Source organism: Paenibacillus sp. FSL M7-0802 (assembly GCF_038004945.1).
In the GTDB taxonomy this organism is placed as follows: Bacteria; Bacillota; Bacilli; order Paenibacillales; family Paenibacillaceae; genus Paenibacillus; species Paenibacillus polymyxa_B.
In genome coordinates, this window is record NZ_JBBOSD010000001.1 from 712006 (window position 1) to 738350 (window position 26345).

At 45.1% G+C, this 26345-nt stretch carries 27 protein-coding genes and 1 other RNA gene; 11 read left to right on the plus strand and 17 right to left on the minus strand.

Features of this window, described 5'->3' with window-relative positions; genetic code table 11:
* Window positions 1-71 precede the first annotated feature (71 nt).
* Entirely contained in the window at window positions 72-1010 is a 939-nt protein-coding gene (locus tag MHB54_RS03585) for a LysR family transcriptional regulator (RefSeq protein ID WP_023988022.1), read from the minus strand.
* A gap of 98 nt (window positions 1011-1108) precedes the next feature.
* Window positions 1109-1732, minus strand: a complete 624-nt coding sequence (locus MHB54_RS03590; RefSeq protein WP_023988021.1) for a rhomboid family intramembrane serine protease — start codon at window positions 1730-1732, stop codon at window positions 1109-1111.
* Between the two features lie 119 nt (window positions 1733-1851).
* Here MHB54_RS03590 and tpx point away from each other — a divergent pair, with 119 nt between their 5' ends.
* A complete protein-coding gene (gene tpx, locus MHB54_RS03595) occupies window positions 1852-2370 on the plus strand; it encodes a thiol peroxidase (protein WP_023988020.1) in 519 nt (172 codons plus the stop codon).
* Window positions 2371-2462: 92 nt separating this feature from the next.
* On the opposite strand, the gene MHB54_RS03600 is transcribed toward tpx, so the two are convergent.
* The 4 genes from MHB54_RS03600 to MHB54_RS03615 form a co-directional block, all read right to left on the minus strand.
* Window positions 2463-2855 (minus strand): DUF1499 domain-containing protein, encoded by a 393-nt coding sequence (locus tag MHB54_RS03600; RefSeq protein WP_013309718.1) that lies wholly within the window; start codon window positions 2853-2855, stop codon window positions 2463-2465.
* A 211-nt stretch (window positions 2856-3066) separates the two neighbouring features.
* A non-coding RNA gene (ssrS, locus tag MHB54_RS03605) (6S RNA) lies at window positions 3067-3261 on the minus strand.
* 58 nt (window positions 3262-3319) lie between these two features.
* Window positions 3320-4081 (minus strand): YesL family protein, encoded by a 762-nt coding sequence (locus MHB54_RS03610; RefSeq protein WP_023988019.1) that lies wholly within the window; start codon window positions 4079-4081, stop codon window positions 3320-3322.
* A 222-nt stretch (window positions 4082-4303) separates the two neighbouring features.
* On the minus strand, window positions 4304-5893 hold the full coding sequence (locus MHB54_RS03615; RefSeq protein ID WP_023988018.1) for a DEAD/DEAH box helicase: 1590 nt from the start codon (window positions 5891-5893) through the stop codon (window positions 4304-4306).
* A gap of 325 nt (window positions 5894-6218) precedes the next feature.
* On the opposite strand from MHB54_RS03615, the gene MHB54_RS03620 reads away from it, so the two are divergent.
* From MHB54_RS03620 to MHB54_RS03635, 4 genes are all read left to right on the plus strand, one after another.
* Window positions 6219-7040, plus strand: coding sequence for a YitT family protein (locus MHB54_RS03620; protein WP_023988017.1), 822 nt, complete (start codon window positions 6219-6221; stop codon window positions 7038-7040).
* Window positions 7041-7212: 172 nt separating this feature from the next.
* The gene (locus MHB54_RS03625) at window positions 7213-7401 is read left to right on the plus strand and encodes a hypothetical protein (RefSeq protein ID WP_080683009.1); all 189 of its coding nucleotides are present in this window, start codon (window positions 7213-7215) and stop codon (window positions 7399-7401) included.
* A 216-nt stretch (window positions 7402-7617) separates the two neighbouring features.
* Window positions 7618-8796 carry a putative glycoside hydrolase gene (locus tag MHB54_RS03630; RefSeq protein ID WP_340981389.1) on the plus strand — a complete coding sequence of 393 codons (1179 nt, stop codon included), beginning with the start codon at window positions 7618-7620 and terminating at the stop codon, window positions 8794-8796.
* A gap of 196 nt (window positions 8797-8992) precedes the next feature.
* Window positions 8993-10363, plus strand: coding sequence for an MATE family efflux transporter (locus MHB54_RS03635; RefSeq protein ID WP_340981390.1), 1371 nt, complete (start codon window positions 8993-8995; stop codon window positions 10361-10363).
* On the opposite strand, the gene MHB54_RS03640 is transcribed toward MHB54_RS03635, so the two are convergent.
* The 5 genes from MHB54_RS03640 to MHB54_RS03660 all read right to left on the minus strand — a co-directional run bounded on the left by MHB54_RS03640 (window position 10360) and on the right by MHB54_RS03660 (window position 14827).
* Window positions 10360-10569 (minus strand): DUF3906 family protein, encoded by a 210-nt coding sequence (locus MHB54_RS03640; RefSeq protein WP_023988014.1) that lies wholly within the window; start codon window positions 10567-10569, stop codon window positions 10360-10362. The genes MHB54_RS03635 and MHB54_RS03640 overlap by 4 nt on opposite strands.
* Window positions 10570-10686: 117 nt before the next feature.
* Window positions 10687-11658: a 6-phosphofructokinase gene (gene pfkA / locus MHB54_RS03645; protein ID WP_023988013.1), complete on the minus strand. Its 972-nt coding sequence runs from the start codon at window positions 11656-11658 to the stop codon at window positions 10687-10689.
* A 23-nt stretch (window positions 11659-11681) separates the two neighbouring features.
* A complete protein-coding gene (locus MHB54_RS03650; protein ID WP_013309708.1) occupies window positions 11682-12761 on the minus strand; it encodes a tetraprenyl-beta-curcumene synthase family protein in 1080 nt (359 codons plus the stop codon).
* Between the two features lie 244 nt (window positions 12762-13005).
* Window positions 13006-14421 (minus strand): MATE family efflux transporter, encoded by a 1416-nt coding sequence (locus tag MHB54_RS03655; protein ID WP_264453919.1) that lies wholly within the window; start codon window positions 14419-14421, stop codon window positions 13006-13008.
* A gap of 208 nt (window positions 14422-14629) precedes the next feature.
* Window positions 14630-14827 carry a cold shock domain-containing protein gene (locus MHB54_RS03660; protein WP_013309706.1) on the minus strand — a complete coding sequence of 66 codons (198 nt, stop codon included), beginning with the start codon at window positions 14825-14827 and terminating at the stop codon, window positions 14630-14632.
* A gap of 173 nt (window positions 14828-15000) precedes the next feature.
* On the opposite strand from MHB54_RS03660, the gene MHB54_RS03665 reads away from it, so the two are divergent.
* From MHB54_RS03665 to MHB54_RS03690, 6 genes are all read left to right on the plus strand, one after another.
* Window positions 15001-15234 carry a hypothetical protein gene (locus MHB54_RS03665; protein WP_013309704.1) on the plus strand — a complete coding sequence of 78 codons (234 nt, stop codon included), beginning with the start codon at window positions 15001-15003 and terminating at the stop codon, window positions 15232-15234.
* 7 nt (window positions 15235-15241) lie between these two features.
* Window positions 15242-15430 carry a hypothetical protein gene (locus MHB54_RS03670; RefSeq protein ID WP_025715827.1) on the plus strand — a complete coding sequence of 63 codons (189 nt, stop codon included), beginning with the start codon at window positions 15242-15244 and terminating at the stop codon, window positions 15428-15430.
* A gap of 199 nt (window positions 15431-15629) precedes the next feature.
* Window positions 15630-17426 carry an oligoendopeptidase F gene (gene pepF / locus MHB54_RS03675; protein WP_076157023.1) on the plus strand — a complete coding sequence of 599 codons (1797 nt, stop codon included), beginning with the start codon at window positions 15630-15632 and terminating at the stop codon, window positions 17424-17426.
* A gap of 56 nt (window positions 17427-17482) precedes the next feature.
* Entirely contained in the window at window positions 17483-17905 is a 423-nt protein-coding gene (locus MHB54_RS03680) for a LapA family protein (protein WP_028542828.1), read from the plus strand.
* Window positions 17906-17918: 13 nt separating this feature from the next.
* Window positions 17919-18956 (plus strand): M42 family metallopeptidase, encoded by a 1038-nt coding sequence (locus tag MHB54_RS03685; protein ID WP_028542829.1) that lies wholly within the window; start codon window positions 17919-17921, stop codon window positions 18954-18956.
* Window positions 18957-19029: 73 nt separating this feature from the next.
* Window positions 19030-19929, plus strand: coding sequence for a LysR substrate-binding domain-containing protein (locus tag MHB54_RS03690; protein WP_071558935.1), 900 nt, complete (start codon window positions 19030-19032; stop codon window positions 19927-19929).
* A gap of 19 nt (window positions 19930-19948) precedes the next feature.
* Here MHB54_RS03690 and MHB54_RS03695 read toward each other — a convergent pair whose 3' ends face one another.
* From MHB54_RS03695 to MHB54_RS03720, 6 genes are all read right to left on the minus strand, one after another.
* The gene (locus MHB54_RS03695; protein ID WP_023988006.1) at window positions 19949-20938 is read right to left on the minus strand and encodes an aldo/keto reductase family protein; all 990 of its coding nucleotides are present in this window, start codon (window positions 20936-20938) and stop codon (window positions 19949-19951) included.
* A gap of 153 nt (window positions 20939-21091) precedes the next feature.
* On the minus strand, window positions 21092-23041 hold the full coding sequence (locus MHB54_RS03700) for an ABC-F family ATP-binding cassette domain-containing protein (RefSeq protein ID WP_053325157.1): 1950 nt from the start codon (window positions 23039-23041) through the stop codon (window positions 21092-21094).
* Window positions 23042-23162: 121 nt separating this feature from the next.
* On the minus strand, window positions 23163-23741 hold the full coding sequence (locus MHB54_RS03705; protein ID WP_028542833.1) for a TetR/AcrR family transcriptional regulator: 579 nt from the start codon (window positions 23739-23741) through the stop codon (window positions 23163-23165).
* A gap of 82 nt (window positions 23742-23823) precedes the next feature.
* Entirely contained in the window at window positions 23824-24630 is an 807-nt protein-coding gene (locus tag MHB54_RS03710; RefSeq protein ID WP_068940251.1) for a DUF92 domain-containing protein, read from the minus strand.
* A 212-nt stretch (window positions 24631-24842) separates the two neighbouring features.
* The gene (locus MHB54_RS03715; protein ID WP_023988002.1) at window positions 24843-25466 is read right to left on the minus strand and encodes a fumarylacetoacetate hydrolase family protein; all 624 of its coding nucleotides are present in this window, start codon (window positions 25464-25466) and stop codon (window positions 24843-24845) included.
* A gap of 39 nt (window positions 25467-25505) precedes the next feature.
* Entirely contained in the window at window positions 25506-26276 is a 771-nt protein-coding gene (locus MHB54_RS03720; protein ID WP_069079868.1) for a glycerophosphodiester phosphodiesterase, read from the minus strand.
* Window positions 26277-26345 lie beyond the last annotated feature (69 nt).

The following is a 26345-nucleotide window of genomic DNA, read 5'->3' on the forward strand; positions in this document are numbered from 1 at the left end:
TTACAAAAAAAGGTTGTTCCTCCACCAAGAGGAACAACCTTTTTCCTTTATCTAAAACCAATCAGCTATACTCACTGCCCTAAATCCGCTTTAGCACTTCCATTCGGAGTAGCAGCACTACCTTTAAGGCCAAAATATTGCAACAAAAAAGTTCGGAATGACTTTGCAACTAAGGGTAGTTTGTCATCTCTGCGATGAATCAAGCCAATAGTTCGCGTGACCTCTGGATCAACAATCGACACTCTTGCAGGTTGAAGCGGGTTGGTCTGAAACAACGCCATTTCAGGCAAAAGACTGACTCCCATACCAGCCGCAACTAATCCGCGAATCGTATCTGTCTCTTCACCTTCAAAAGCGATATCCGGCGTAAACCCTGCCTCCAGACAAGCCTGCCAGACAATCGGACGTAACGAATATCCATCTCTGAACAGGATGAATTTTTCTCCTTTAAGCTGACTCAGCGTAATGTGTTTGGCCGTAGCTAAAGGATGATTGGGCGGGAGAACAGCAAACAACTCCTCGGTCAGCACCACATCCCCCTCTACATGATCATGACGATCCGGAAAAGGAGATACAAAAGCCAAATCCACCTCACCCGCTAACACATCACGAATTAAACTCGGGTACATCCCCTGTTTAAATCTGAATTTAACATTGGGATACCGCTTTCGGAATTCAGCCACCACCGTAGGAATAAGATGAATCCCCAAACTGTGCGGAAAACCGATGCGGATTTCGCCCCCCTCAGGATCCAAAAACTCATGAACTTCTAAAACAGCTCGCTCTAGATCTTTTATAATCGTCTCAACCCGTTTGCAAAATAGTTGTCCCACTGGCGTAAGCTGCAAATTGCGACCCTTTTGCATAAAAAGATTGACTCCCAGCTCCTCTTCAAGCTGATGAATTTGCCGACTTACCGCAGATTGCGCCACATGTAGCTCCTCGGCTGCCTGAGTGACATGTTCTTTTTGCGCTACCTTCATGAAGTATTGCAACTGTCGTAATTCCACTCCGATATTCGCTCCAATCTGTTTTTCAACATCCGGAAGAAGACGTCAATCGAACATCATCCTCTTTCTTGCCCTGCTAACTTACCGTAAAACTGTCTTTAGTGACGTTTGCGTTGGCCAGTCAATCTGATCATTAATCCATAAAGGAAAAACCCACTGAGCAATCCCCCGAAGTGAGCGGTCCAGTTAATGTTCGCTACAGCGAAAGAAAACAGGATACCAAACCCAAGCAGCGTGTACAGCGTTTTACGCGAGGCGTCATCCATCAGTGACCGCTGGAACAGGGCAACGTATAGGAATGCTCCATAGATGCCATAAATCGCTCCTGAAGCTCCTACAGAGACTGTCGTTTCCGTCATCATATTGTAATGCGCGATGGACAGTATGTTCCCTACAATGCCCGTGACCAGATACAATAACACATAGCGGAAGGACCCCAGCAAACGCTCCAGCGGAGGAGCGAAGACGAGTATGGCGAAGGAATTGAACAGAAGATGATCAAACCCTGCATGTAAAAACATGGCTGATACATATCGCCACAGTTGATCAGTGAATGGCGCTTCATTAATCAAAGCTCCATATCGGATCAACGTCAAACTATTTTCCGATCCACCCTGTACGGTGAGTACAATAAACATCACAATATTAATGAGCAAAATCAGACAGGTTACTGGGTAAAACCGCAAATAACTTTTCCAGTTCTCATAACGTAAAAAAATCAAGGCAATCCTTCCTTCATGGGTGTCTCCACCTTATTCAAATTGGACAATGTCTTTTATAAAAGATTATAATAGATTTCGGCAACGATAACCAATGCTAAAAACCAAGGAGGCTATTACATATGGCACAAGAACGTACAGGAGCTGCTACTTTTAAAGGCAATCCTTTGACACTCTTAGGTCCCGAACTGAAGGTTGGAGATCAGGCACCTGATTTCAAATTACAGAAAAACCTGCTAGAAGCAGCTACGCTCCAAGACTTTGCAGGCAAAGTCAAATTGATCAGTGTTGTTCCTTCTTTGGATACAGGCGTGTGTGACGCACAGACTCGACGTTTTAACCAGGAAGCTGATTCCCTTGGGGATCAAGTCGTAGTGCTGACTGTCAGCGTCGATCTGCCTTTCGCTCAAGCTCGTTGGTGCGGTGCTGCCGGTATCGACCGCGTATTGACACTGTCCGACTATAAGGATCATTCCTTCGGCGAAGCTTATGGTGTGTTCATCAAGGAATTCCATTTGGATCATAGAGCTATTTTTGTGATTGATCAAAATGACAAAATCGCTTACGTAGAATACTTGAGCGAAATGTCCGAACATCCTGACTACGACCAAGCGATTGCAGCAGTGAAAAAACTCGTCTAAATCAAGACTGAATATTAAAAAAGCGAGTGAAGGGTTGCCTTCCTCGCTTTTTTTGACGTTTGTCTGCCACATCACTGCTCACACATCTACAATTACTGCACGACCTTATGAGCGGACAGCTTCTTGTCAATCACAGCGAACAGTTGCAAAATGATGCGGTAATTCGCGCCCAAGTCCCCTAGCGATCCGCGTGAAGCAGAATAAATATCCACCGCACTCCGAACTGGCGAGACGGACAATATAGAAACGGTAATGTCGACGGTTCTACCGAACGCCGTTCGCTTCTCTAACGTAATCTCACCTACAGATGCTACCTCATGGAGTACCTTGTAGCCAGGAATTTTTTTCAAAATAGATGATACTTCTTCCCAAGCCTTGTCTCTCGATAAGTTATAATAGCGTGTCTTCATTTGGGGGTCCTTGACCCGGTCGCTTGTACCTTCTTGGCTGCGCACAATCCCTACCAGAGTCCTCTTCAACGACAAGACATTTCCTCCTTCACGATAATCGTTGCCATAATGCAGCACATCGGTTTTTTTGCTGCAAGCGCTTTATAAAAACGTTAAACAACAAAAATTTAACCGACCATACCTGTGGTATGCGACCTTAGTACCTCATGTCTTAGTTTAACATTGTTACATACAAAAAACACCCTGTTTCTGCACGAAGCATGAACAGAGTGTATTCATTATCTTTGGAGTACCCGCCGATGCCGTCCGACCATAGCGTCTTCTGAACCTGCTTTAGCAGGTGGGTGACCGCAGAATAAACTTTTGAAGTCCCCTTGTCAGGAATTGACAGGGCTTTTCAGCTGTTCATCCGTATAGATCTCCCTAGACATTGTCATTGGTTCAAAACAACAAATGACCGTAACGTGCATCGCAGGATGTGACCTTATTATAGCGCTTCTCACTCAGAAAGTAAATGCTAGGAGAAATATGTTTTATTTTTAGAGGTTATCACTTTTCTTGTCTTCAATGGTTGCCGTATCTTCATCTTTCTGCTTCATCTTTTCCATTTGATCTTGCATTTTGAGGAATGTTCCATAAAAATTAAAGAAAGCGAACCAGGCAACCACGCTGCCGATGAAGAATAGGAAAAGCACAGGATATTTGACTCCAATAAATATAACAACGGCGCTGCCGAGCATGGTGGAAAATACACGGAATGGTCGAATCAGCGTCAATAAAACCGCATTTTTAATAATTTGTCCGGTAGACATATGATAATGAGCCACCATCGAAAAGAAGTTAAACATAGACACAAGCAAAATAATGATAAGAATAAGCATAATTACGCCCACGATTTGCAAGTTGCTGAGTTGTGTCATATATACGGTATAATCCACATACATGATGACAAACAGCAATGTGTAAAAGATACCCCCGATCAGACTCTGCTTATAATTCTCTTTATACCCTTTAAAAAAGGTACGAAACACGCCCGTATCGGTATCACCCATTACCCATTTGCGAACCACTGTGAACATAGCCGATGTGGCTGGAAATAAAGTAAGCGGTGCCAAAATAGCCATCGCCCAGTTCATTTGTAAAGACTCATTAGCCAAATTCTGATTCATTACAAGTAGTTTCAGTATGAGGCAGAATACAAAGGGCGACGAACATAACACCCATAACAAATTTGTAGCCGCCAGTCGGGTAATCCACTCGGTCAGGCGGTAAATACCACCCATAGCTCCTTTAAACTCCAATGTCAGTCTCTCCCTCCGCAAGCCTTGGCAGTTCCAAGACTCATGTTGCTATGCCTATAAATTCCGGCTCTTGACTATATCATACCGTATTTCAGCCCTAATACGCCAGAGAAATCAATACATGACCCATTAAAGCAGATCGCTAAAAGGTTCATTCATACTGATCAATCATAACAAAAAAGCCGAAGCTTCATCTGCTTCGACTTTTCATTATTTCATTTCTTATTCGGAAGAGGAATCTTCACGTCTTGCAGGACGACGAGTTTCTCCATTGCTGCTCGGGCGTGGTTTACGATCTCCACTGTAGCGGCTTCCGGAATCACGGTTGTAGCCACCGCCTTCTTTGCCACGGTTGTAACCGCCATATCCACCTTTACTTCCACTACCGCCGGTACCGCCAGAACGGTTGGAATTGTAACCACCATTGCTGCGACCGCTATAGTTGGAAGGCTTGCGACCGCCAGAACGCACGTCTGGTTTACGACGTTTTGCACGGATCGGATCTTCTGGAGTCAACTCAATCGATGCTTCTCTTTTCTCACCAGTCATCAGTTTCAGAGCTGCGGAGAGAAGTTGTACAGAATCATATTGCTCCAGCATTTGAATAGCCAAACCTTTGTACTCGTTCAGCTCACCGCTTTCTACAGCCTCTAGGAGACGTTCAGCAATGATACGTTGTTTGCCTTCCAGAGCTTCAGCCAACGTTGGAAGCGGCTTGCGTGGAATGCGGTGACGAGTTACACGTTCGATAAAGTGCAAATGGTCAATTTCACGAGGCGTTACGAAAGACCAAGCTTCCCCTTCTTTACCTGCACGTCCAGTACGTCCAATACGGTGAACATAGCTTTCTGGATCTTGCGGAAGGTCAAAGTTCACAACGTGAGTTACGCCGGAAACGTCCAAACCACGGGCAGCTACGTCAGTCGCTACGAGCACATCGATGCTTCCGTCACGGAATTTACGCATTACAGCATCACGTTGGTTTTGAGACAAGTCACCATGCAAACCGTCTGCAGAATATCCGCGTTTTTGCAGAGCTTCAGCCAGCTCGTCTACCCGACGCTTGGTACGACCAAATACGATAGCAAGTTCTGGGGATTCCATGTCGATCAAACGGCTCAATGCTTCGAATTTTTGACGCTCAGGAACTTCGATATAGGCCTGATCAATCAGTGGAGCACTAACTTGTTTAGGAATAACTGAAACATGCTCAGGATTTTTGAGGAATTGCTCAGCCAATCTTTTAATATTAGGAGGCATTGTAGCCGAGAAAAGCATCGTTTGGCGCTCGTCTGGAACTTGCTTCAGAATGGATTGAATATCTTCCATGAAGCCCATATCCAACATTTCATCTGCTTCATCCAAAACAACTGTGTTTACATCTTCCAGCTTGATGGTTTTGCGATTAATATGGTCAAGCAAGCGTCCTGGCGTACCAATAATAATTTGAGGTTTCTTTTTCAAAGCACGAATCTGGCGTACGATATCTTGTCCACCATAGATTGGCAAAGTACGAAGACCTTTGAAACGGGAGAGTTTTTCGATTTCTTCAGCTACCTGGATAGCAAGCTCACGTGTTGGTGCCATGATCAGGGCTCTGATTTTTTCGTCGCTTCTAGAAATTTTGTTGATCAGCGGAATACCAAACGCAGCAGTTTTACCAGTACCTGTTTGGGCTTGGCCAATCATGTCTCTGCCTTGCAGTGCAATCGGGATGGATTGGGATTGAATTGGTGTTGCTTCTTCAAAACCCAGTTCTGTAATCGCCTGAATTACTTTCGGTTCAAGATCAAATTCTGCAAATGTCGTCAAATTTATTCAAACTCCTTCATAATGGTGGATGTGGTGGACAATCCACAATGTTGTCTGTATTCTTAAGTAGCGATATTATTGTATAAGTTTTCCCCAATACAGTGACAGTTTATTTAGACCTATAACTGCATCTTTCTGTAATGAATTTGGGGAACCTATCCGATACATCTTAAACGAATTTATCCTTTTTAAAACAGTTTAAATTTTAAGTGTTTCTCTGGACATAGGTCCCTACTCAAGAATATCCACATCGCATTATAGCACAGAACAATTCATGAATACCAGCAAGTTGCTTCCCGTATAATTTAAATGAGGTGAAATTAAGTTGTTAAAAATAGTGTTAAACTGCTTAACTGTCATTTTTGGAGCCGCTGCCATTGCATGCGGTTTTAATCTGTTTCTCGTGCCACACCACTTGCTGAGCGGAGGAGTAGCCGGGCTTTCCATGTTAATCGGCTACTTCACAAAATTTGATATCAGCGCGATGTATTTTATTATCAATATCCCGATGCTTATTGCAGGCTGGTTTATTTTAGGCAAGCGTTTTATTAGCCTGAGCATTTTATCCGTTGTCGTTACAACGTGGATTTTGGCGTGGGTGCCGGTGCAATCTGTCGTGTCGGACCCCCTGCTGGCCTCCGTTTTTGGTGGGGTAATGATCGGCGTTGGAGCAGGAATTTCCTTTCGGGTAGGAGGGTCCACGGGCGGTTTTGACATTATCGGTTCCATCGTCACTCGTTATCGTGACTTCCCCGTAGGAACTGTACTTGTTGGCATGAATGGACTGGTCATTCTTGCAGCAGGATATTTGAATGATGATTGGAATATTGCACTTGCGTCGATGCTATCTATTTTTGTGACTGGCAAGGTATTGGATCAAATCTATGTCAGTCACACGAAGATTACCGTCTACATTATTACAGAACACACCGACAAGCTACTGGAGCGGATGTTGACCACACCACGCGGTGTTAGCAAAATAAAAATTGAAGGCGCATTTTCACATACCGAAAAGGACATGCTGATGACTGTCACGACACGCTACGAGCTAGTTGAATTAAAACGCATCATTAAAGAAGTGGACCCTTCTGCTTTTGTCAATATTGTGGAAACGGTTGGGGTGATGGGTTCATTTCGCCGAAGATAAGCACAAACCCAAGTGTCAAAATACAGTTTCTGTGGTACACTATATGTGCGCTGTTCCCATAGTATATAAAGACCAGCTTTACCTGCTATTTCACAGGCACTTTGCTTTTCCGAATCGTATTGAATGATTCTTTTGGAATGATTCCGAGCAGGAAAGGGTGATTTTTGTGGAAATGGAAACGGTAAAACTGTCCGACATTGTCTTAAGATGGTACCCGGAAATGCTCCCTTCTCTCAAAAAGGATGAGCTGAACTCGATGATTGTGCTTCGGGACGGGATGGCCATACTCAAGCCAACGGATGCGCTAGAAATTATTCAGTACAGTATTTGCGAGCATCAAGACAATAATTATCTTCAATAAATTTCTTTACCAAGTGCCGCTTCTTCCGGTTGCATCTACGACCGCGAAGAGAGCGGCATTATTTATGCATTTTTATGGATTCAATGAACACCGGTTGGGTTAATCATGTAAGACTGTGCCTGATGATTCCAGTATTGGTTACAAGCGTGTTGTTTTTCGATACATAACTTTACGTATAATCAGGTAAGCGACATACATAAGGGAGAGAGTTAGGAAATGAATATGATTTGGGCAATTATGCTATTGGCGATGGGGATAGGCGGAAACGGGGATCAGTCAGCCAACGCTCCAAATGTAAAAGATACGGTGGCAACAACAATTAGCAGAGCCATGATTCAGGCTCAGCACAATAATATGAAGGTGGATGCCTCCAATCCTCCGGTTAAAATTGACCCACAACCGACGACTCCTGCTATCAAGGGCATCTATGTCACGGCTTATAGCGCAGGCGGTTCGCGTATGAGCCAGTTGCTTGAACTGCTTGACAAGACAGAGCTCAATTCCATGGTTATTGATATTAAAGACGATGCAGGTTACATCACTTATCCAACGACCACTCCCGAGCTGCTCGAATTGGGCAAGCCGCAAAAATTCATTCGGGATATTTCCGGTTTGATGGACCGATTGAAAAAGCATAATGTTTACCCGATTGCTCGTATTGTCGTATTTAAAGATACTGTACTGGCCAACAAAAATCCCGAGATGTCTTTCCGTAACCCTGACGGCTCTGTCTGGAAAAACGGCAAAGGAGACGGGTTCGTTAATCCCTATAATAAAGAAGTATGGGATTATAATATCGCCATCGCTAAGGAAGCAGCCAAACTTGGTTTTAAGGAAATTCAATTTGACTATGTACGTTTCCCCGAAGGCTTTGAGAAAAGAGCAGACAAGCTGAAATATACCAAATCAGATCAATCCCGCTCGGATGCAGTCGCTGAATTCGTACAATATGCCCGCAAAGAGCTTGCTCCATTAGGTGTGCGAGTATCGGTAGATATTTTCGGATATGCCGCATCCGTTCCTGCTGCGGAGGGGATCGGACAGGATTTCACTAAAATCTCCGAAAATGTGGATGTCATTTCGCCCATGGTTTATCCAAGTCACTACACCACAGGCTGGTTCGGTGTAAAAGATCCCGATAAGAATCCTTACCAGACGATTAAAGGCTCCATGGCCGATACCCACAAAAAGCTCGATCCGACGGGCAAGCTAAAGCCAATTATCCGTCCTTGGATCCAGGATTTTACCGCAAGTTGGTTGGGGAGCGGACATTATGCCAAGTATGGGAAAACTCAAGTAGAGGATCAAATTCGCGCGCTTAAGGATATGAAAGTGGATGAATATTTACTCTGGAATGCCACAAACCGCTATACAAGTGGAGTAACTTACAAATAATTTATCCCTCCGGACTTCTCGTTCTCTTATACAAGATTTAGAAATTATATAATTATTTCGAAGGCTGTCCCGTTGTTTGGCGAACGGGTGCAGTCTTTTTTATTACTGTTCAAATGTAGCGGTATCCCTTACAATAAATACTTACATGTTATGATATATACAAATAATCAATCCCTAGTAAATGAGGAAAACAAAAATGCAATTGACACTAACAACGGGGCAGAAATGGAAGCAGCTTTTCTACATTTTGCTCCCTATCCTGATTACCCAGCTTGCACTATCTGCCATGACTTTTTTCGATACGAATATGTCAGGGCACTTTTCCCCTGCCGATCTGGCTGGAGTAGCCATTGGAGTAAGCCTATGGGTTCCTGTACAAACAGGCCTTAATGGAATACTTATGGCTATCACGCCCATTGTATCTCAATTGGTAGGAGCACAGCGCAAAGATAAAGTCTCCTACTATGTCATTCAAGCACTTTGGCTCTCTCTCGCCCTGTCTATGGTCGTTTTGATTGCTGGCATTATTTTGGTCAAACCTATTTTGAACGGTATGAATTTGGAACTGAGAGTTCATAATGTGGCCCTATACTACCTTTGTGCCATGGCCTTCGGGATTGTTCCTCTATTTGCCTACACTGTGCTCCGAAGCTTTATGGATGCATTGGGACAAACCCGCTTTACGATGTTAATCACGCTCATGTCATTACCCATCAATGTATTGTTAAATTATCTACTTATTTATGGAAACTGGGGTTTTCCGCGTCTGGGGGGTGTGGGTTCCGGGGTAGCGACGGCGACCACCTACTGGATCATCATGCTGGTTGCCGGTATCACTGCGCATCGTGGAAAAATATTTGCCGAATACCGAATCTTTAACAAAATATACGGGATTGCTGCTGGTGCTTTGAAAGAGCTCATCAAGATTGGAGTACCGATTGGATTTGCTATATTTTTTGAGACTGCCGTCTTTTCAGCCGTCACCCTCTTCATGAGCAGTTATAATACAGCTACCATAGCCGCACATCAGGCCGCCATGAACTTTGCATCTACGCTGTATATGATTCCACTCAGCATTTGCATGGCACTTACGATTCTGGTTGGCTATGAAACAGGAGCTACTCGCCCGCGGGATGCCAAAGCTTATAGTGTAATGGGTATCAGCAGCGCAGTAGGTCTATCACTGATTACAGCTATTGTACTGCTTATCTGGGGTGAACAGGTCGCTCGACTTTACTCCACCGATCCGCAGGTCATTCAATTGGCACAGCATTTTCTAATCTATGCGATTTTCTTTCAGATATCTGATGCTGTCGCTACACCTACACAAGGAGCGCTACGCGGGTATAAAGACGTCAATCCAGCCTTTTTGCTCACATTCCTCTCCTATTGGGTCATTGGGCTTCCTGTAGGATATATACTGGCACGCTGGACTTCATTGGGCCCCTACGGCTACTGGATCGGTTTGATTACAGGATTGGCAGTAGGCGCTATTTTACTTCTCTGGCGTCTGGTGAAAGTACAACGTCGTTTCTCCAAAAAAAAACAACACGCAGAGGCTATCTAGCCTTTGCGTGTCTCGATTACATATGCTGCGCCTAAAGTTATTCGTTTTTTCTCCACAATCGCCACTTCGTTCAGCTTGGGAGGAAATAGAAAGTGTCTCTCCACATGTTGTTCAATCTCCTCAAATGCCTGTTCTTCATTTTCAGCGGCGAGAATGACGGTCAGCGCTCCTTCCGAACTGTCCACTTCGATTTTGAATAGGTACATGTATGACTACCTCCTGATAGGATTCAAAGCTAAAAAAATAGCGGATGACTCGGGTCATCCGCATAATTTTGATCTTTTCCAATATCAGAGCCGATCTATTTTACATAAAGGCTCTTATTATTGGGACAAACGCAAGGCCAGCTCATAAAGCTCCATATTGAAATCTTTTTTGGTATTTACAACCTTGTCAATATCTGTAGCTACCAACTTACCGTCGATCGTTCCGCAAGCCTTGTCAGATATGCCCTCGATCAATTGGCGAACAGCAAAGTCACCCAAACGGCTCGCCAGGTTGCGGTCAAACGCTGTTGGTGTGCCTCCACGTTGGATGTGTCCAAGCACTGTAACACGAGGCTCATAATCCGGACAGTTTTCTTGGATAACCTGTGCTACTGTTTCGCCTTTGCCTACACCCTCAGCAACAATAATGATACTGTGGCGTTTGCCATGCTTAAAGTTTTGTTTCATCCGATCGGATACTTCATTCAGATCAAATTCTACCTCAGGCACCAAAATCGTTTCTGCGCCAGAAGCCAGACCCGCATGCAGAGCAATATCACCGCAATGACGTCCCATAACTTCCACGATGGAAGAACGTTCATGGGATGACATCGTATCACGCAGCTTGTTGATTGCATCCACTACGATACTAACCGCTGTATCAAAACCAATAGTGTAGTCCGTGAAGGAAATGTCATTGTCAATCGTACCCGGAAGACACATGGTTTTAATGCCCTGCTTGGTCAGTTTGTTAGCTCCTTGATAGGAACCGTCTCCACCAATCACGACTACGCCGTCAATTCCACGGTTACGCAAAATTTGAGCGCCTTTTTTCTGCCCTTCTTCAGTCGTAAATTCCAAGCATCTTGCAGATTGAAGTACAGTACCCCCACGTTGGATAATATCTCCAACGCTTCTCAGATCCATTGGAAAAATATCATCGTTCAAAAGGCCTTGATAACCGCGTTGAATCCCGAATACTTCCAGTCCAAAATACAATCCGCTACGTACGACGGCGCGAACTGCCGCGTTCATCCCTTGTGAATCTCCACCACTTGTTAATACTGCAATTTTCTTAACTGCTGTCATGATTTATGACCTCCTCAAAATAATCATATAAGCCTTCTTATCCATCGACTGTTTAATAAGAAAAACAAACGCATGAGCGGACTATTTTTCATTAAACGTCTCGAAACAGCGCGAACGTCCTGCTGCTCGCTAACTTTAGGGTCGGATAAATATAAAGCCAGCAATCCCTCGATAATCATCCGGTGAAAGGAGCTGGCAGGGACATCTGCAATATCAGCCCGCGCCCGATTCACAACGTAGGCGATCCGGTCTAGCATCATGTCGGTATCTTCATAATAATTGCAAAAGTTAAGATCTCCGCCCTTCCGGTCTTCGTCTTGATCGATTAGATAATCCAGCAAAATATGAAGACTGCACACATGTGGAAAATACGATGCATGTATTGAGGCAGCCCCTGCATCGGTCAGATGCTGGTCGCTGGCAGCAAGAAACAGCATAAAGACCCCCAGAGTTGAACCGGTAGCCGCAGCAAACTCATTCCAGCGCAACTCTGGTGTACGGTCTTTATGAAGCGACCACCAGTCCAAAAGCGCTTGTTCCCGCAACTCGGGTTTAATATGCTTGTATACTTGCAAATCCGTGTATAATCGCGCCAAATCCTGAACGTAAGGCATTGCCGCCTCATAGCCCGGAAGCCTGCTTACACAAGACTGACAGGTTGTCACCAGCCCGGTCAAATAACCGCCATCCTCCTGCTCACGACGCAACTCATAATAATTCACTGGCCTAGCCGTCGGATTAACCGCATCCAGCATAGCCTGATGCAACAGCCTGAAATCATCCGGGTCCATGGACGTACTGCGATCACACAGGTTGTCCAGATAATCACTAATGGTCTGATACGCTACGATCAGCGGAATTAGCGTCTGCCGGGCAGACATATTGGCTGCGGCATAAACCGCCCCACCCACGCAGTGAAACGTCTTATCCGCTATGCTCGCAAGCGCCTGGCTTCGCAGCTCAGGGTCCGGAATTTGTTCGGCCTTGCTCTTCCAGTTACTCAATTCTAGTTTCGTTTCAGGGAGAATGTGCTTGTACATTCGGCTCATTAGACCTATGGGGCCTCTCGGTACTTGATAACGTCCTTGCTCAACATAACTCAAATGACGGTGCCTCCACATTGTTGTCTACGTAATTATACCTATCCAAACCATATCCATTATAATATGTTCGTCCTTTTAGCACAAATGAACAACCTCACTTTTTTCTTTAAAATTCAAGAAAAATGAGCTATTCTCACAAAAAGACTTTATAACTGTAATGTTTTATTAGTCAAAAATAGGAGTTACACAAAATCTATCCTTATAAGACTTTAATCGCAAATAGTATAATTGGCCTACCGCCTACTTATCCCTTGTCCTCTGCTGGCTTCACCCCTTGGATTCCCTCTCCCATGCTTGCCTGCTTCCATTTCCCGAAAGCATAATAGAAAATGACTGCTACGGCAGAGATAGCAAAACCAACAGGAAAACTCCACCATACAGCATCTAGACCATACTCATCGACAAATGCATAGGCCAAAGGTATACGAATGCCCCATAATGAAATAATGGTAATTAAAAGCGGTATCATTACGGAACCCGTTGATCGAACAACACCTGTAATGACATTGGTAACACCGAATATAACAAAAGACCACAAAGTGATCAGATTAATCCGCATACCCAATTCCAATGCACCCCCCGTAGAAGGAAGGAACATGAGCAAGGCCTGACGGTTAAACACGTAAATTAATACCACAGCTCCACCAGTCAACACAAAATTATACACAATCCCAATCCAGGTTGTCATGCGCACTCGATCCCAACGTCCGGCTCCGATATTTTGAGCGGCAAAGGAAGATACGGCTGCACCTAACGCCATTGCCGGCATCTGCACATAGCTGGACAAATTATTGGCTGCTGTATAAGCTGCTGCTGCCACTGTTCCGTAGCCATTAATCAGATTCATTAAAGCAATCGCGCTGGTGGAGACAGCAATCATTTGCAACCCCATCGGCACTCCCTTACGGATTAGGGTCCAAATAATCTTCCAATCAAATCTGAGTAAATGAAGCTCTGAAGAAGCAATGCGCAAAAAATATTTTACTCGATATAGGTAAATGAGGATCAACACAAAGCTGATCCCTTGAGCGATCAGGGTAGCAGTAGCGGAACCTCCAATGCCCATAGCAGGAATCGGTCCCCATCCGAATATTAACAGCGGGTTGAGTAGTACATCCAGTACGACGGAAACGATTAGAAAATAAAATGGTGTTTTGGAATCTCCAGCCCCTCTCATTACAGTCATTATGTAGTTATAGCCGTACAAAAAGGGCATGCCTGCGAAAATAATACGTGTATACGTGATCGCCATATTCACCGATTCGGCAGGTGTATTGAGTACATGAAGAATCCAAGGCGCACTCAAAAATCCGATAATACCTATAGCAAAAGCGAGCACCAGAAAAAAGACTGCACTTGTACCTACTACACGCTTGGTTTCAGCTACGTCTCCTGCTCCGATATTTTGTCCGATCATAATAGTGGCAGCCATGGTGACGCCAAAAATCGAACTGATAAGAAAAAACATTATAATATTTCCATTGGAAGCGGCAGTCAATGCGGCTTCTCCCAGAAACTTTCCAACCCAGATCGAGTTGATCGTTCCATTCAGGGATTGCAGAATGTTTCCGAACAGCATCGGCAAAGAGAACATAAACAGCGTTTTGGCAATAGGACCTTCAATCAGGGAAGGCTTACGACTAGCCTCTGCTGCACTCATTTTCTCAACTCCTTCAATTTAAGATGTCTTCTGCTTAGTTTTATTACGTATAATACCCTATTCCTGCTCAATCTTCTCATATCATCAACGTATTTACGCAAAAAAGCGCAGTCCCTTAAATTTAAGGAACTGCGCTCTCAATTCATAGTTTAACCGTAATATATAAGACATCCGTAGAAACGGAACCATTCTTACAATTCAGTTACACTTACAGTTTGATTACGTTAGCTGCTTGGGGTCCACGGTTACCTTCAGTAATTTCGAATTCAACCGCTTGACCTTCTTCCAAAGTTTTAAAGCCGTCGCCTTGGATTGCGGAGAAATGTACGAATACGTCCTCGCCACCATCCATTTGAATGAAGCCATAACCTTTTTCTGCGTTAAACCATTTAACTGTACCTTTCAAGTGAACAACCTCCTAAAAATACCGCCATCTATGGCGAATATCCATATTATACTTCATGCTTTTTCACAATGCAATTGATGTTTTTCCTGGTTTTTCGGGCTGGAATGATTTGCTTTTGCGGCGGAAACTGCGGTATCATGAACCAAAACATCTATAAAATCGGAGACATGCATATGATGAAAAAACACGAAATATACAAAAAAGACAATTGGAACATGATGACTGTCGAGGTGCAGGGCCGTTACATCGTTCTACGGGAAATATCCGATGATTGGGGCGAGGAAGCCCACACGTTTTTAAGCCGTCCGGCGCTGATGCATTGGGCTCAAAATCGGTTTCCCAAGCAGTCCTTTCAAGATAATGAGGAAGAGTGGCAGCGGATCATGAACGCTTTCAAACAGGTCTAGCCTATTCATGGTGTCCAACAGCTATCTCATCTTCATTATTCTGGCCTTCACGCTGGGCGGAGTGCTGATCATGAAGCGTGATACGATACCGACTCCTCTCAAAAAGTGGATGGCCCTCACTGCTGTAATCATGGTTTGCCTTGCCTTTTATCTTATTGTATACAGCTTATTAAATATAGGTTCCAACCCACAGTAAGGAAAATTATACTTTCGGGCGTAAGAGGTCATACTATGGCATAACAAGCCATGGTATAAGGAGGATCTGCCGTTACATGCATCCTGTAAAACCTCTTGCCCTGCTGCTTACGGTAAGCGTGGCGGTTTCTTCGTTTTGGCATCCGTCCCTTACTGCCGCAGCTCTACCCCACATTACGTTCGATCAGAGGAGGCTCTCCATGAGTGAAATTGTAAAACGCGCTAATGCGCCAGTGGAAAATACATGGAAACTGGAAGATTTGTTTCCCAACCGCAAAGCATGGGATCAAGAATACGAAGAAGTCAAACAACTAGCCAAAAAGGCTGAACAATTCCAAGGCAAGCTCAATTCAGCAGAGTCGATTGGCAGCTGCTTTAAATTGGAAGATGAATTGTCGCTTAAAACCGAGCGTGTATATGTGTATGCACATCTGCATCATGATGAGGATACAGCTGAACCTACATACCAGGGTCTTTCGCAAAAAGCCAAAAAATTAGGCGTTGAGGTTAGCGAGTCTCTTTCTTTTGTGACGCCTGAAATTTTGGCACTGCCGGATCAACAGCTCGATGCCTTCATTGAAGATCCGAAGCTTGCAGATTATCGGTTTACACTTCAAGAAATGAAGCGGGAAAAAGCACATATTTTGGGCAAGACAGAAGAAGCGCTGCTCGCTCAGGTTGGCAATCTGGCTCAAGCCCCACAAACGATTTTTGGCATGCTCAACAACGCTGATCTGAAGTTTCCAAAAATTAAGGATGAGAACGGCAAAGAGGTTGAACTGACTCATGGCAGCTACATTCAATTCCTCGAAAGTCCACACCGCGAAGTACGCGAACGTGCTTTTAAAGCGGTATATGACACATATGCCAAAAATAAAAATACAATTGCTTCTACACTAAGTGCCAATGTAAACAAGAATATTTTTTATTCTCGTGTTCGCAAATACCCTTCTGTACTGGAAATGTCACTGTACGGTGACAATATTCCGAAGGAAGTGTACACGAATCTCATTGACACCATTCATGAAAGCTTACCCCTGCTCCATCGTTACATCAAACTGCGTAAAAAGTTGTTAGGTGTGGATGAGCTCCATATGTATGATTTGTTCGCTCCGCTTGTGGACGAATACAAGATGGACATTACGTATGAAGACGCCAAAAAGCAAACAAAGGAAGGCCTTAAGCCACTTGGCGCGGACTATCTGGCTTCGTTGCAAAAAGGCTATGATGAGCGCTGGATTGATGTATACGAAAATGAAAACAAACGCACTGGTGCATACAGTTGGGGAGCTTATGGTACCCACCCATATGTGCTGCTGAATCATAAAGACAACCTGAACAGCATGTTCACACTTGCTCATGAAATGGGGCATGCGTTGCATTCGTACTATTCAGACAACGCATTGAAGTATAGAGATGCACAGTACACCATTTTCCTGGCTGAAGTGGCATCCACAACCAATGAAGCGTTGCTAATGGACTACTTGCTGAACAAATCAACCGATCCGAAAGAGAAAATGTACCTTCTCACCTACTATGCAGATCAATTCCGCACAACGGTATTCCGTCAAACCATGTTTGCGGAATTTGAGAAAATTGTACATGAACGCGCTGAACAGGGGGAATCCCTTACACCGCAGCTTTTATCGGAGATTTACTATGATCTGAATGTGAAATATCACGGGCCTGGCATGAAGGTAGACAAAGACATTGAAATGGAATGGGCACGGATCCCTCATTTTTATAACAGTTTTTATGTCTACAAATATGCTACTGGCTTCTCGGCAGCAACTAGTTTCTCGAAACAGATTCTGGAAGAAGGCCAACCAGCCGTTGATCGTTACTTGGGCTTCTTAAAGAGCGGTGGCAGTGATTATTCAATTAATATTTTGAAAAAAGCTGGTGTTGACATGTCCTCTCCGCAGCCGATTCGCGAAGCGATGAGCGTATTCGAAGAAGTCATTACAGAAATGGAAAAGCTAACTGAAGGAAAGTAAAACCGTGCGCACTTAAAATCCAGCATTGAAATGATGCACGGATAAATCCCTTGTCCATGGCGGGCAAGGGATTTTATAATGTAACGGGAGGAGGTGGCATTTTGAAAACACAATGGTCTTTGATCGCAGCTCTTGTTATTGCTCTGTTAACAGCTGTATTTGCTGTTATTAATGTGAATTCGGTTCAAGTGAACCTTCTATTCAGTATGGTTAGCATTCCTTTGATTCTGCTTATTCTTGGTTGCACTCTTCTAGGTGGACTTATTGTCGGTTCTTTCGGTATTTTCCGCCAATATAGGCTTCAGAGAGAGATTAAACGTCTGACTACTCAGCTTCATACATTACAAGAAGAGCACACATCCACGGTGGAAGCAAACGCGGATGTGACCTATGACACGACTGGGTCTTCCAGCACAGGGTCTACTTTCGACCAAGATATAGAGCAACCGTCCTCTAACCCTGATCGGTTGTCCAAATGAGGAGGAGCAACAAATGACGATTCAATTAAATGAAGATTATATGATGAACTTTTTAAATCAGCTACTGAACACGCCCAGTCCCAGTGGGTACACACACCATGTGATGGAGCTGATTCATAAGGAAGCTGAGAGCCTCGGGGTACCCATCGAATGGAATGCAAAAGGCGGTGCCATCTTGACTCTGGAAGGTCAGGAAACGGACCGTACGGTGGCGCTGAGCGCACATGTGGATACATTGGGCGCGATGGTACGTTCGATTACAGCACAAGGCACCCTACGTCTGACATCCGTCGGCGGTTTCATGATGAACAGCATTGAGAACGAATACTGCCTTATTCATACCCGAAGCGGACAAACGTATACGGGTACTATTCTGTCCAGCCATCCATCCGTGCACGTCTATGATGATGCACGAAGCTTTGAGCGCAAGGAGAGCCACATGGAGGTTCGGATTGACGAGCTTGTTGAGTCAAAAGAAGACGTGCTTCAGCTCGGTATTGCGGTGGGCGATTTTATTTCGTTCGATGCGCGTCCAGTCGTAACACCGAGTGGATTTATCAAGTCACGGCATCTGGATGATAAAGCTAGTGTAGCTGCACTGTTTGGTCTACTGGAATCTGCTGTACATGGAAACTGGAAGCCTCGACATACCGTTAAATTGCTCATTTCTAACTATGAGGAAGTGGGGCACGGAGCGGCTTACATACCTGAAGGAATCAGTGAGATGATAGCTGTCGATATGGGCTGTATGGGTGAAGATCTGAGCTGCAAGGAAACGGATGTTTCTATCTGTGCCAAAGATTCCTCCGGGCCTTACGACTATAATATGACGACCCGTCTGATTGAGCTGGCCAAAGAGCTGAATATTCCGTATGCTGTAGATATTTATCCGCACTACGGTTCGGACGCTTCGGCTGCACTAAGAGCAGGTAATAACATCCGTGCTGCGTTGATCGGCCCTGGCGTACACGCCTCCCATGCAATGGAGCGCACGCACAAGCAGGCCGTGGTGAACACTGCACGTCTGCTTGCAGCTTATGTGACAGTTTAATTCGAACGATAAAAACCGACCTGTTCCACTGGAGAATAGGTCGGTGAAGGCTTAGTGAAAGGAAATCACAGCTATGGATCTGAAAAAACTACGTTACTTTATCGCAGTAGCGGAAGAACTGCATTTTAACCGTGCTGCGAAAAAACTGAATATCACCCAACCTCCCTTGAGCCAACAAATTCAAAGCCTTGAAGAAGAGCTTGGTGTGAAGCTTTTGGAACGAACCAAAAGACAAGTTCGACTTACGTCAGCAGGAGCGATATTTTTAGAAGAATCCAGAAATATGGTTGCTCAATTGGAAAGATCTATTAAGATCACACAGCTTGCAAGTCAGGGGAAATTCGGACAATTATCCATCGCTTTTGTAGATTCAGCCTCTGGCAGTCTGATGGTTAATGCCTTGAAGAAATTCCAAGAGCGCTTCCCAGATGTGAAGCTTACGTTATTTGAAATGACATCTGCCCAACAACTAAAAGCCATACACGATGGCAAAGTTCATGTGGGCTTCCTGCGCAGTGCAGATCCATCTATACATATCACTTCTCGTCTTTACACCAACGAATCACTCATGGCCGTTCTTCCTCAGACACATCCGTTAGCCCACCATTCAACTTTGTCTTTACGTTCTTTAGCGGACGAATCTTTTATCCTGTCTCCGCCTCATATGGGAGCTTCTTTTCATAATCTCATACTCGACTTTTGCGGACAACACGGATTTCAGCCTCAAATCGTACAGGAAGCCGTTCAAATGTATACGATCGTTAACTTGGTAGCGGCGGGTATAGGTATCTCCATTGTCCCCTCTTCCGTATCTGTCTTTCAACGCAGTGATGTCGTATTTCGTTCATTTCAAGAAGAGTCTCCGTCCATCCCACTTTATGCTGCATGGAAAACAGGTGCACATGAAACTGTTCTGACTCATTTTCTGGAAGTGGTTGAAGAAACAGCTTGTAACGAAGAGTTAGACATGTAAATCTCCTTGATCGTATATCTTAACCTGTTTTTCTCGGATCACGTTCAACAATACCATTTAAAACGCTATCCAATTGTCTCATGACCTGCCCATCTAGACGGACACCCGCAGCTTTTACGTTCTCTTTAACCTGCTCGGGCTTGGAAGCACCGATAATAGCTGAGGACACTTGCGGGTTTTGTAAAACCCATGCGACTGCAAGCTGGGGCAGCGTCAGTCCGCATTCTTCTGCAATCGGCTGAATTTTCTTTACTGCCAAAAGGACTTCTTTACGTAACCATTGTCCAGCCAAACGTTCGAAAAATGGTGACCCTGCTGTCGTAGAAGCTCGTGAACCCTCGGGTAACGGCTTGTCTGCTGTATATTTACCAGAAAGGATACCTTGTGCCAGAGGTGACCAAACCACCTGCCCAATCCCTTCCTGCTCACAAGCGGGAATCACTTCAGCTTCAATGACACGCCACAGCATGGAATATTGGGGCTGACTTGCCACGAATGGGACCTTTAATTCCCTAGCCAGAGCAGCTCCTTGCTTAATCTGCTCTGCTGTCCACTCGCTTACTCCTACATACAAAACCTTCCCTTGCCGCACCAAGTCGGATAAGGCCAAAAAAGTTTCTTCAAGCGATACGGTTGGATCAAAACGGTGTGCATAATATACATCAATATAATCCGTTTGTAGGCGTCGAAGAGAAGCATGGCAGGCCTCCATGATATGTTTACGAGACAGCCCTTTATCATTCTGTCCGGTACCTGTGGGATGAAAAACCTTAGTACATAATTCAATACTTTCACGGCGTATTCCCTTTAAAGAATGACCCAAAACCGTTTCCGCCAGGGTATCCGAATACACATCAGCGGTATCAAACGTGGTAATCCCTGAGTCTAGTGCAGCCTTTACACAGGCTTGCGCTATGGTATCATCCACTTGGGCACCGTGGGTGATCCAGTTCCCCAATGCAATCTCACTTACCATCAAACCACTTTTTCCAAGTTTACGATATTCCATTTTCAATTCCTCCCCTCCATCTGCAATCCATTATACCCACTGTAATTTAATATTAGAAATATATAATTGACTCGCTTTTAATATGAAAAACGTATTAATAATTCGATAAAAAAAGCAAGCCCCCACTCTGAATGGTGACTTGCTTTTGTGTTTTTAAGATTTACTTTGTTCAATCTGCTCGGCTAGCTCATTCAGGTAGGTCCAGCGTTCCATTTGGTGCTCCAGATGCTGTTCGGCCTTTACTTGCTCAGCCATGAGCTCCTGTAGTCGTGCTGAATCACTGAAAGACTCTTCCATCTGCCGCTGAATGTCGGCCAACTTCTGTTCGGCTTGTTCAATCAGTTCATCAATTTGCTCATATTCCCGCTGTTCCTTGAAGGTGAATTTAAGCTTGGTTTTACTTGTCTCCTTGACTGAATCGGAAGGACCCGCAGACTTAGGCGCGGAAGAGCGATTCGAGGAAACCGTACTCGTCGAGACAGACGTATTCACAGAAGATTGAGCATTTTTACTGATCCATTCTGCATACTCGCTATAGTCGCCTACATGTACACGTACCTGTCCGTCCCCTTCAAACGCCAGTATTTTGTCTACTGTCCGATCCAGGAAATAGCGATCATGAGAAACAATAAACACCACGCCCGGGAATTCATCCAGATAGTCTTCCAAAACGGAAAGGGTCTGAATATCCAGATCATTTGTTGGTTCATCCAGCAATAGCACATTCGGTGCCGACATCAGAACACGAAGCAGATACAAGCGCCGTTTTTCGCCCCCAGACAGCCTGGAAATAACCGTCCATTGTGCGCTTGGTGCAAACAGGAAACGCTCCAGCATTTGTGCTGCTGTAATCGTCGATCCGTCTGCTGTACGAATCACTTCGGCTTCTTCCTTAATATATTCAATAACACGTAATGATTCGTTCATTTCCTGATGTTCCTGAGTAAAATAGCCAAGCTTCACCGTCGGTCCCAGCACAACGTTGCCGGAATCCGGTTCTATGTGCTGGGCAATCATTTGGAGCAGAGTGGATTTCCCACTACCGTTAGGACCTAGGATACCAACACGATCACCAGGAACCGCAATGTAGCTCAGGTCCTGTATCAGCTTACGGGAATCTACCGATTTGGACAGATGCTCGATCTCCAATATCTTTTTACCCAGACGTGTGGAGGCGACAGACATATCTACAGATCCAGAACGAGCTTCCGGTTGCTGATCCCTAAGCTGCTCATATCGGTCAATACGCGCTTTCTGCTTGGTGGAACGAGCCTTTGCTCCACGACGAATCCAGGCCAGCTCATTACGCAGCAAGTTCTTCCTTTTTTGTTCCGTAGACGCTTCCCGCTCCTCGCGTTCTGCCTTCAGCTCCAGAAAACGGGTATAGTTAGCCTCATAACGGAAAAGGCGGCCATGATCCAGCTCCAGCATGACATTTGCAACTCTATCCAGAAAATAGCGATCATGCGTGATCATTAACAACGCACCACGTCTTTTTTGCAAATACTGCTCCAACCATTCAACAGACTCATTATCAATATGGTTTGTAGGCTCGTCCAGAATGAGCAACTCGCAGGGTTGGATTAAAGCCGCCGCCAAAGCCACCCGCTTACGCTGCCCGCCGGATAGAACGCCCATACGAGACTCAAACTGGGTGATCCCCAGTCGGGTAAGTATATTTTTGGCCTCGCTCTCCAGCTGCCATGCCTGGAACGTATCCATTTGCTGACTTGCTCGCAATAGACGGTTTTGAAGCTCCTCGCTACCCGGATTTAACTCCAACAACTCCATGATTTCCGTATATTCACGGACCGCTTTCATCTCAGGCTGGTTGCCATGAAAAATATGCTGGAGCACCTTCATTTCGGGATCAAACTCCGGATTTTGTGCTAGATACTGAATTCGCACATCGTTGTTCACTGCAATATTGCCATCATCTGGCGGCTCTAAGCCGGAAATTACCCGTAAAAACGTTGATTTGCCGGTACCATTTACACCGACGACCCCTATTTTGTCACGTTCATCCATACCAAAGGAAGCATCCTCAAACAACATTTTCTCGCCATAGCTTTTCGTTATATGTTCAACGGTCATAATATTCATACGGATTCCCTACTCTTCCCCTATTTTGTGATGCATCCTGTTTATTTTAACACAGTCACAGCCAATGATTAAAAAAACCGTTACCTGAACGAAGTCAGTACGGTTTTTTAGCAACAAGATGTCAGGATTTTTGTACCCCGGCTTTACAGCCATGCATAAATAAGTTCGCCGCTAATTCAGCCGTCTGATCTACGTCACATTCGCGGAAATCTTTATTCAATAAAATATCCATTTTTAGGCGTTCCAACATACCAATGAAAGCCTTCGCATGAAACTCAGACTGCTGTACACCCTCTGACGCCAGTTTATTTTTGACCAAATCAGTATAGTCCTGGATAAATCCCCACATAAACTCCATTAGGTCGGGGTCACTGTTGGGGGTCATAAAAAATAATTTAGTATGCTGCTTGCGCTTGAAATAGTAGTGCAGATGCAAATTTGCCATCCGCAGCAGTCCTTCTCCCAAAGTACGATTGATTAATGCGCCTTGCATTTCGGCTAGGTATTGCTCGCAATCTCTACGTGTGACTGCTGTAAATAGCTGCTCTTTGCTTTTAAAGTACAAGTATACTGTGCCTTTGGCAACTCCCGCTTGTTCTGCAATCTCGGAAATTTTGCTTTCATAAAAGCCTTTGGTGCCAAAGACGGTGTAAGCGGCGTCCAAAATAGCTTCATATTTATCTCCTTGTATATCGCCCATCTTAGCACCTCCTTATACAAGGATTGAAACACGGTCAATTCTTATAACAATTTTTTCCTTGTAATGATCTCCAGCTCCGTGTTCAAAATATAAAAAAAATACCTGCAAGAGCGACCAATCCTCCGAAAATAGAACTAATGCTATTCACCCGATCATTGCTCATCCAACGCCAGCCTCGTACATAGACCGTCGTTTGTCCACAATGTGAGTCTACTTCTACTTCCCGTCCGCAAACCGTGCAGGAACGCATCATTTGCACTGTAGCACCTAGATAGGAATCAGCAAAGGCCCCGGCGCTACCGGATATACCTCCAACCAGTGCCCACAGCCATAACGGCAAGCTCGGCGTTCCTATGGCGTGTCCAAAGCCCCATGCACCTATGCCGATCAGTACACCCCCAGCCAAGGCCGCAGCCGTTCCCAATACAGATACTCCTCCTGAGGTTCCGGGTGCGAGCACCTTCCCGTTAAGCACCGAACGGGGTGGCCTACGACTCAGGCTGCCAAATTCCGTTGCCCACGTATCGGATGTTACCGTAGCCATGACACCGACAAAAGCCAGCTGCCACGTAACATGAGGCCATATCGCATAGCCCAGGCATAACAGCATACCTAATCCCCCATTGGCCCATACTTGGCCTGCATCCCGGTTTCCAGTTTTGGCATACGATTTTTCCAGCTCAGCCTTGCGCTCCTTTTTGAACCTCGACAGGAGGGTCGACGTGATAAAGAACAAGAGCAATGTGCCGAACCAGAACAGGTTACCCGCCCCATAATATACGGTTCCCATCAGTACAGCCGCGGCAAAGCCTGATAAGGTTAAGGATTTTTTATAAAATGCAGCTCCCGCCACCACAGCAGCACAAAGCAATCCGATGATCCAGTCCATGATATACCCCCGCTTTTGAAATGAATCTCCGTTTTTCTTTTTTCGTTCTGTATATTATTGTACAATGCTCTACACTTATATAAAAGCCGTGTCCCATGCTTTGGCACAGGACACGGCCTTCACAATGCTTATCTACGGGAATCGCTCTTTACTTCCCAACTACCAAGAACATTCCCTTTTTTAATCCTCATCCATGAATGCCGTTCACAAATTTATGCAATGGTGAAGCTTCCCTGACGATCACTCCCCCACAAAAGCTCAAAGCGATCCCCGCTTGCTGTAGGCCCTACTCCTGCTGGGGTACCTGTAAAAATAATATCTCCTTCACCCAGCCCATAATGAGTAGCTATGTATTCAACGATATGCTGGATAGAAAAAATCATATCTTTAACATGTCCACGCTGGACTTCCTGTCCATTTTTGAGCAAGGAAAAATCCTGCTGCTCCAGCATGTCCAATTTTTCTAAAGGCAGGAATCGTGTCACAGGAGCAGACGATTTGAAGCCTTTGGCGGCGGTCCATGGATGGCCTTTTTTCTTGAGGATACTTTGTACATCACGCAGGGTAAAATCAATGCCGAATGCAAATGCGTTCAGACACGTATCTGCAGACATGCCTGGTTCGTATTTACGTCCTACAGCCACGACCAGCTCAGTCTCAAAATGAATATCTCCCTGCCCCTGAGGAAGCTCCAGCGTGGCGCCATCCAGCGGCACGACTGCATGAGACGGCTTCAAAAAAATCATCGGTTCTGCGGGAACCTCATTACCCAGCTCCTCCGCATGCAGCTTATAATTGCGTCCGACACAATAAACATTACGAATTTCCACGTTCATCACGATCCGTCACCCTTCCCGCGTATGTAGTTCAATTGATTAACGAATAAGTTTACGTATATAGTGCCACATCCGGTGCTTGGAAAGCAAAAAAACCTGCTCCCAGCGATCCGGCCAATTGGTGCAAATCATCAATTCAGGATGCATTGAGGACAATCTCCGCATTATACGGCGGTCATCCACCGTCCACGCCATGACAGCAATACCGCGTCCGGTGAGATCTTTCATCAGGTTTCGATCCAAACGCGGATAGCCTATGGATAAAAAAGTGCAATGTAGCTGCTCCAGTTGCGTTGCCAAATCATCTGGGCGCGCATCGATAATCAATCCGGTACGGATCTCAGGAGACAGCTCCTTAGCCCGGCGTAATGCGGCACGCTCAAAAGAGGTTAATACCACCTCTCCCTCCATCCCCCTCATCACAATTTCACGGAGTACGGCTTTCTCCAGTCCCGGATACATATCTCCCGCTGTTTTAAGCTCAATATTGAGTGATGCGCGGCCACGACATAAATCCAGTACCTGTGCGAGGGAAGGGATCATTTCTTCACGGTATTCTGCACTTTTCCAGCTACCAGCATCAAGTTGTTGCAATGCTTTCCAGTCTGAATCCTTTACTTTCCCTGTACCATTCGTCGTTCGCTCCAGCGTAAAATCATGAATTACCACCGGAACACCGTCCTTTGACAGCTGTACATCCAGCTCAACCCAGTGTACAAACGGCTGCTCCAACGCAAGCTTAAAGGCTGCCATCGTGTTCTCGGGAGCAATACCCGAAAAACCGCGGTGAGCCACGCACAAATGATTCATCTTGTTATGACCTCCATCCACAAAGGAGTCCCTCATACGATCATTCCGTCAATTTCCATATAAAAAATT

What these genes read in the sequence shown, in the direction of transcription:
- MHB54_RS03635 (WP_340981390.1), top strand. Translation starts at nt 8,993, where the DNA reads ATGCAATTGACACTAACAACGGGGCAGAAATGGAAGCAGCTTTTCTAC.
- tpx (WP_023988020.1), top strand. Translation starts at nt 1,852, where the DNA reads ATGGCACAAGAACGTACAGGAGCTGCTACTTTTAAAGGCAATCCTTTG.
- MHB54_RS03655 (WP_264453919.1), bottom strand. Translation starts at nt 14,421, where the DNA reads ATGAGTGCAGCAGAGGCTAGTCGTAAGCCTTCCCTGATTGAAGGTCCT.
- pfkA (WP_023988013.1), bottom strand. Translation starts at nt 11,658, where the DNA reads ATGACAGCAGTTAAGAAAATTGCAGTATTAACAAGTGGTGGAGATTCA.
- MHB54_RS03665 (WP_013309704.1), top strand. Translation starts at nt 15,001, where the DNA reads ATGATGAAAAAACACGAAATATACAAAAAAGACAATTGGAACATGATG.
- MHB54_RS03640 (WP_023988014.1), bottom strand. Translation starts at nt 10,569, where the DNA reads ATGTACCTATTCAAAATCGAAGTGGACAGTTCGGAAGGAGCGCTGACC.
- MHB54_RS03680 (WP_028542828.1), top strand. Translation starts at nt 17,483, where the DNA reads ATGGCGGGCAAGGGATTTTATAATGTAACGGGAGGAGGTGGCATTTTG.
- MHB54_RS03630 (WP_340981389.1), top strand. Translation starts at nt 7,618, where the DNA reads ATGAATATGATTTGGGCAATTATGCTATTGGCGATGGGGATAGGCGGA.
- MHB54_RS03720 (WP_069079868.1), bottom strand. Translation starts at nt 26,276, where the DNA reads ATGAATCATTTGTGCGTGGCTCACCGCGGTTTTTCGGGTATTGCTCCC.
- MHB54_RS03685 (WP_028542829.1), top strand. Translation starts at nt 17,919, where the DNA reads ATGACGATTCAATTAAATGAAGATTATATGATGAACTTTTTAAATCAG.
- MHB54_RS03625 (WP_080683009.1), top strand. Translation starts at nt 7,213, where the DNA reads ATGGAAACGGTAAAACTGTCCGACATTGTCTTAAGATGGTACCCGGAA.
- pepF (WP_076157023.1), top strand. Translation starts at nt 15,630, where the DNA reads ATGAGTGAAATTGTAAAACGCGCTAATGCGCCAGTGGAAAATACATGG.
- MHB54_RS03710 (WP_068940251.1), bottom strand. Translation starts at nt 24,630, where the DNA reads ATGGACTGGATCATCGGATTGCTTTGTGCTGCTGTGGTGGCGGGAGCT.
- MHB54_RS03705 (WP_028542833.1), bottom strand. Translation starts at nt 23,741, where the DNA reads ATGGGCGATATACAAGGAGATAAATATGAAGCTATTTTGGACGCCGCT.
- MHB54_RS03715 (WP_023988002.1), bottom strand. Translation starts at nt 25,466, where the DNA reads ATGAACGTGGAAATTCGTAATGTTTATTGTGTCGGACGCAATTATAAG.
- MHB54_RS03695 (WP_023988006.1), bottom strand. Translation starts at nt 20,938, where the DNA reads ATGGAATATCGTAAACTTGGAAAAAGTGGTTTGATGGTAAGTGAGATT.
- MHB54_RS03670 (WP_025715827.1), top strand. Translation starts at nt 15,242, where the DNA reads ATGGTGTCCAACAGCTATCTCATCTTCATTATTCTGGCCTTCACGCTG.
- MHB54_RS03690 (WP_071558935.1), top strand. Translation starts at nt 19,030, where the DNA reads ATGGATCTGAAAAAACTACGTTACTTTATCGCAGTAGCGGAAGAACTG.
- MHB54_RS03700 (WP_053325157.1), bottom strand. Translation starts at nt 23,041, where the DNA reads ATGAATATTATGACCGTTGAACATATAACGAAAAGCTATGGCGAGAAA.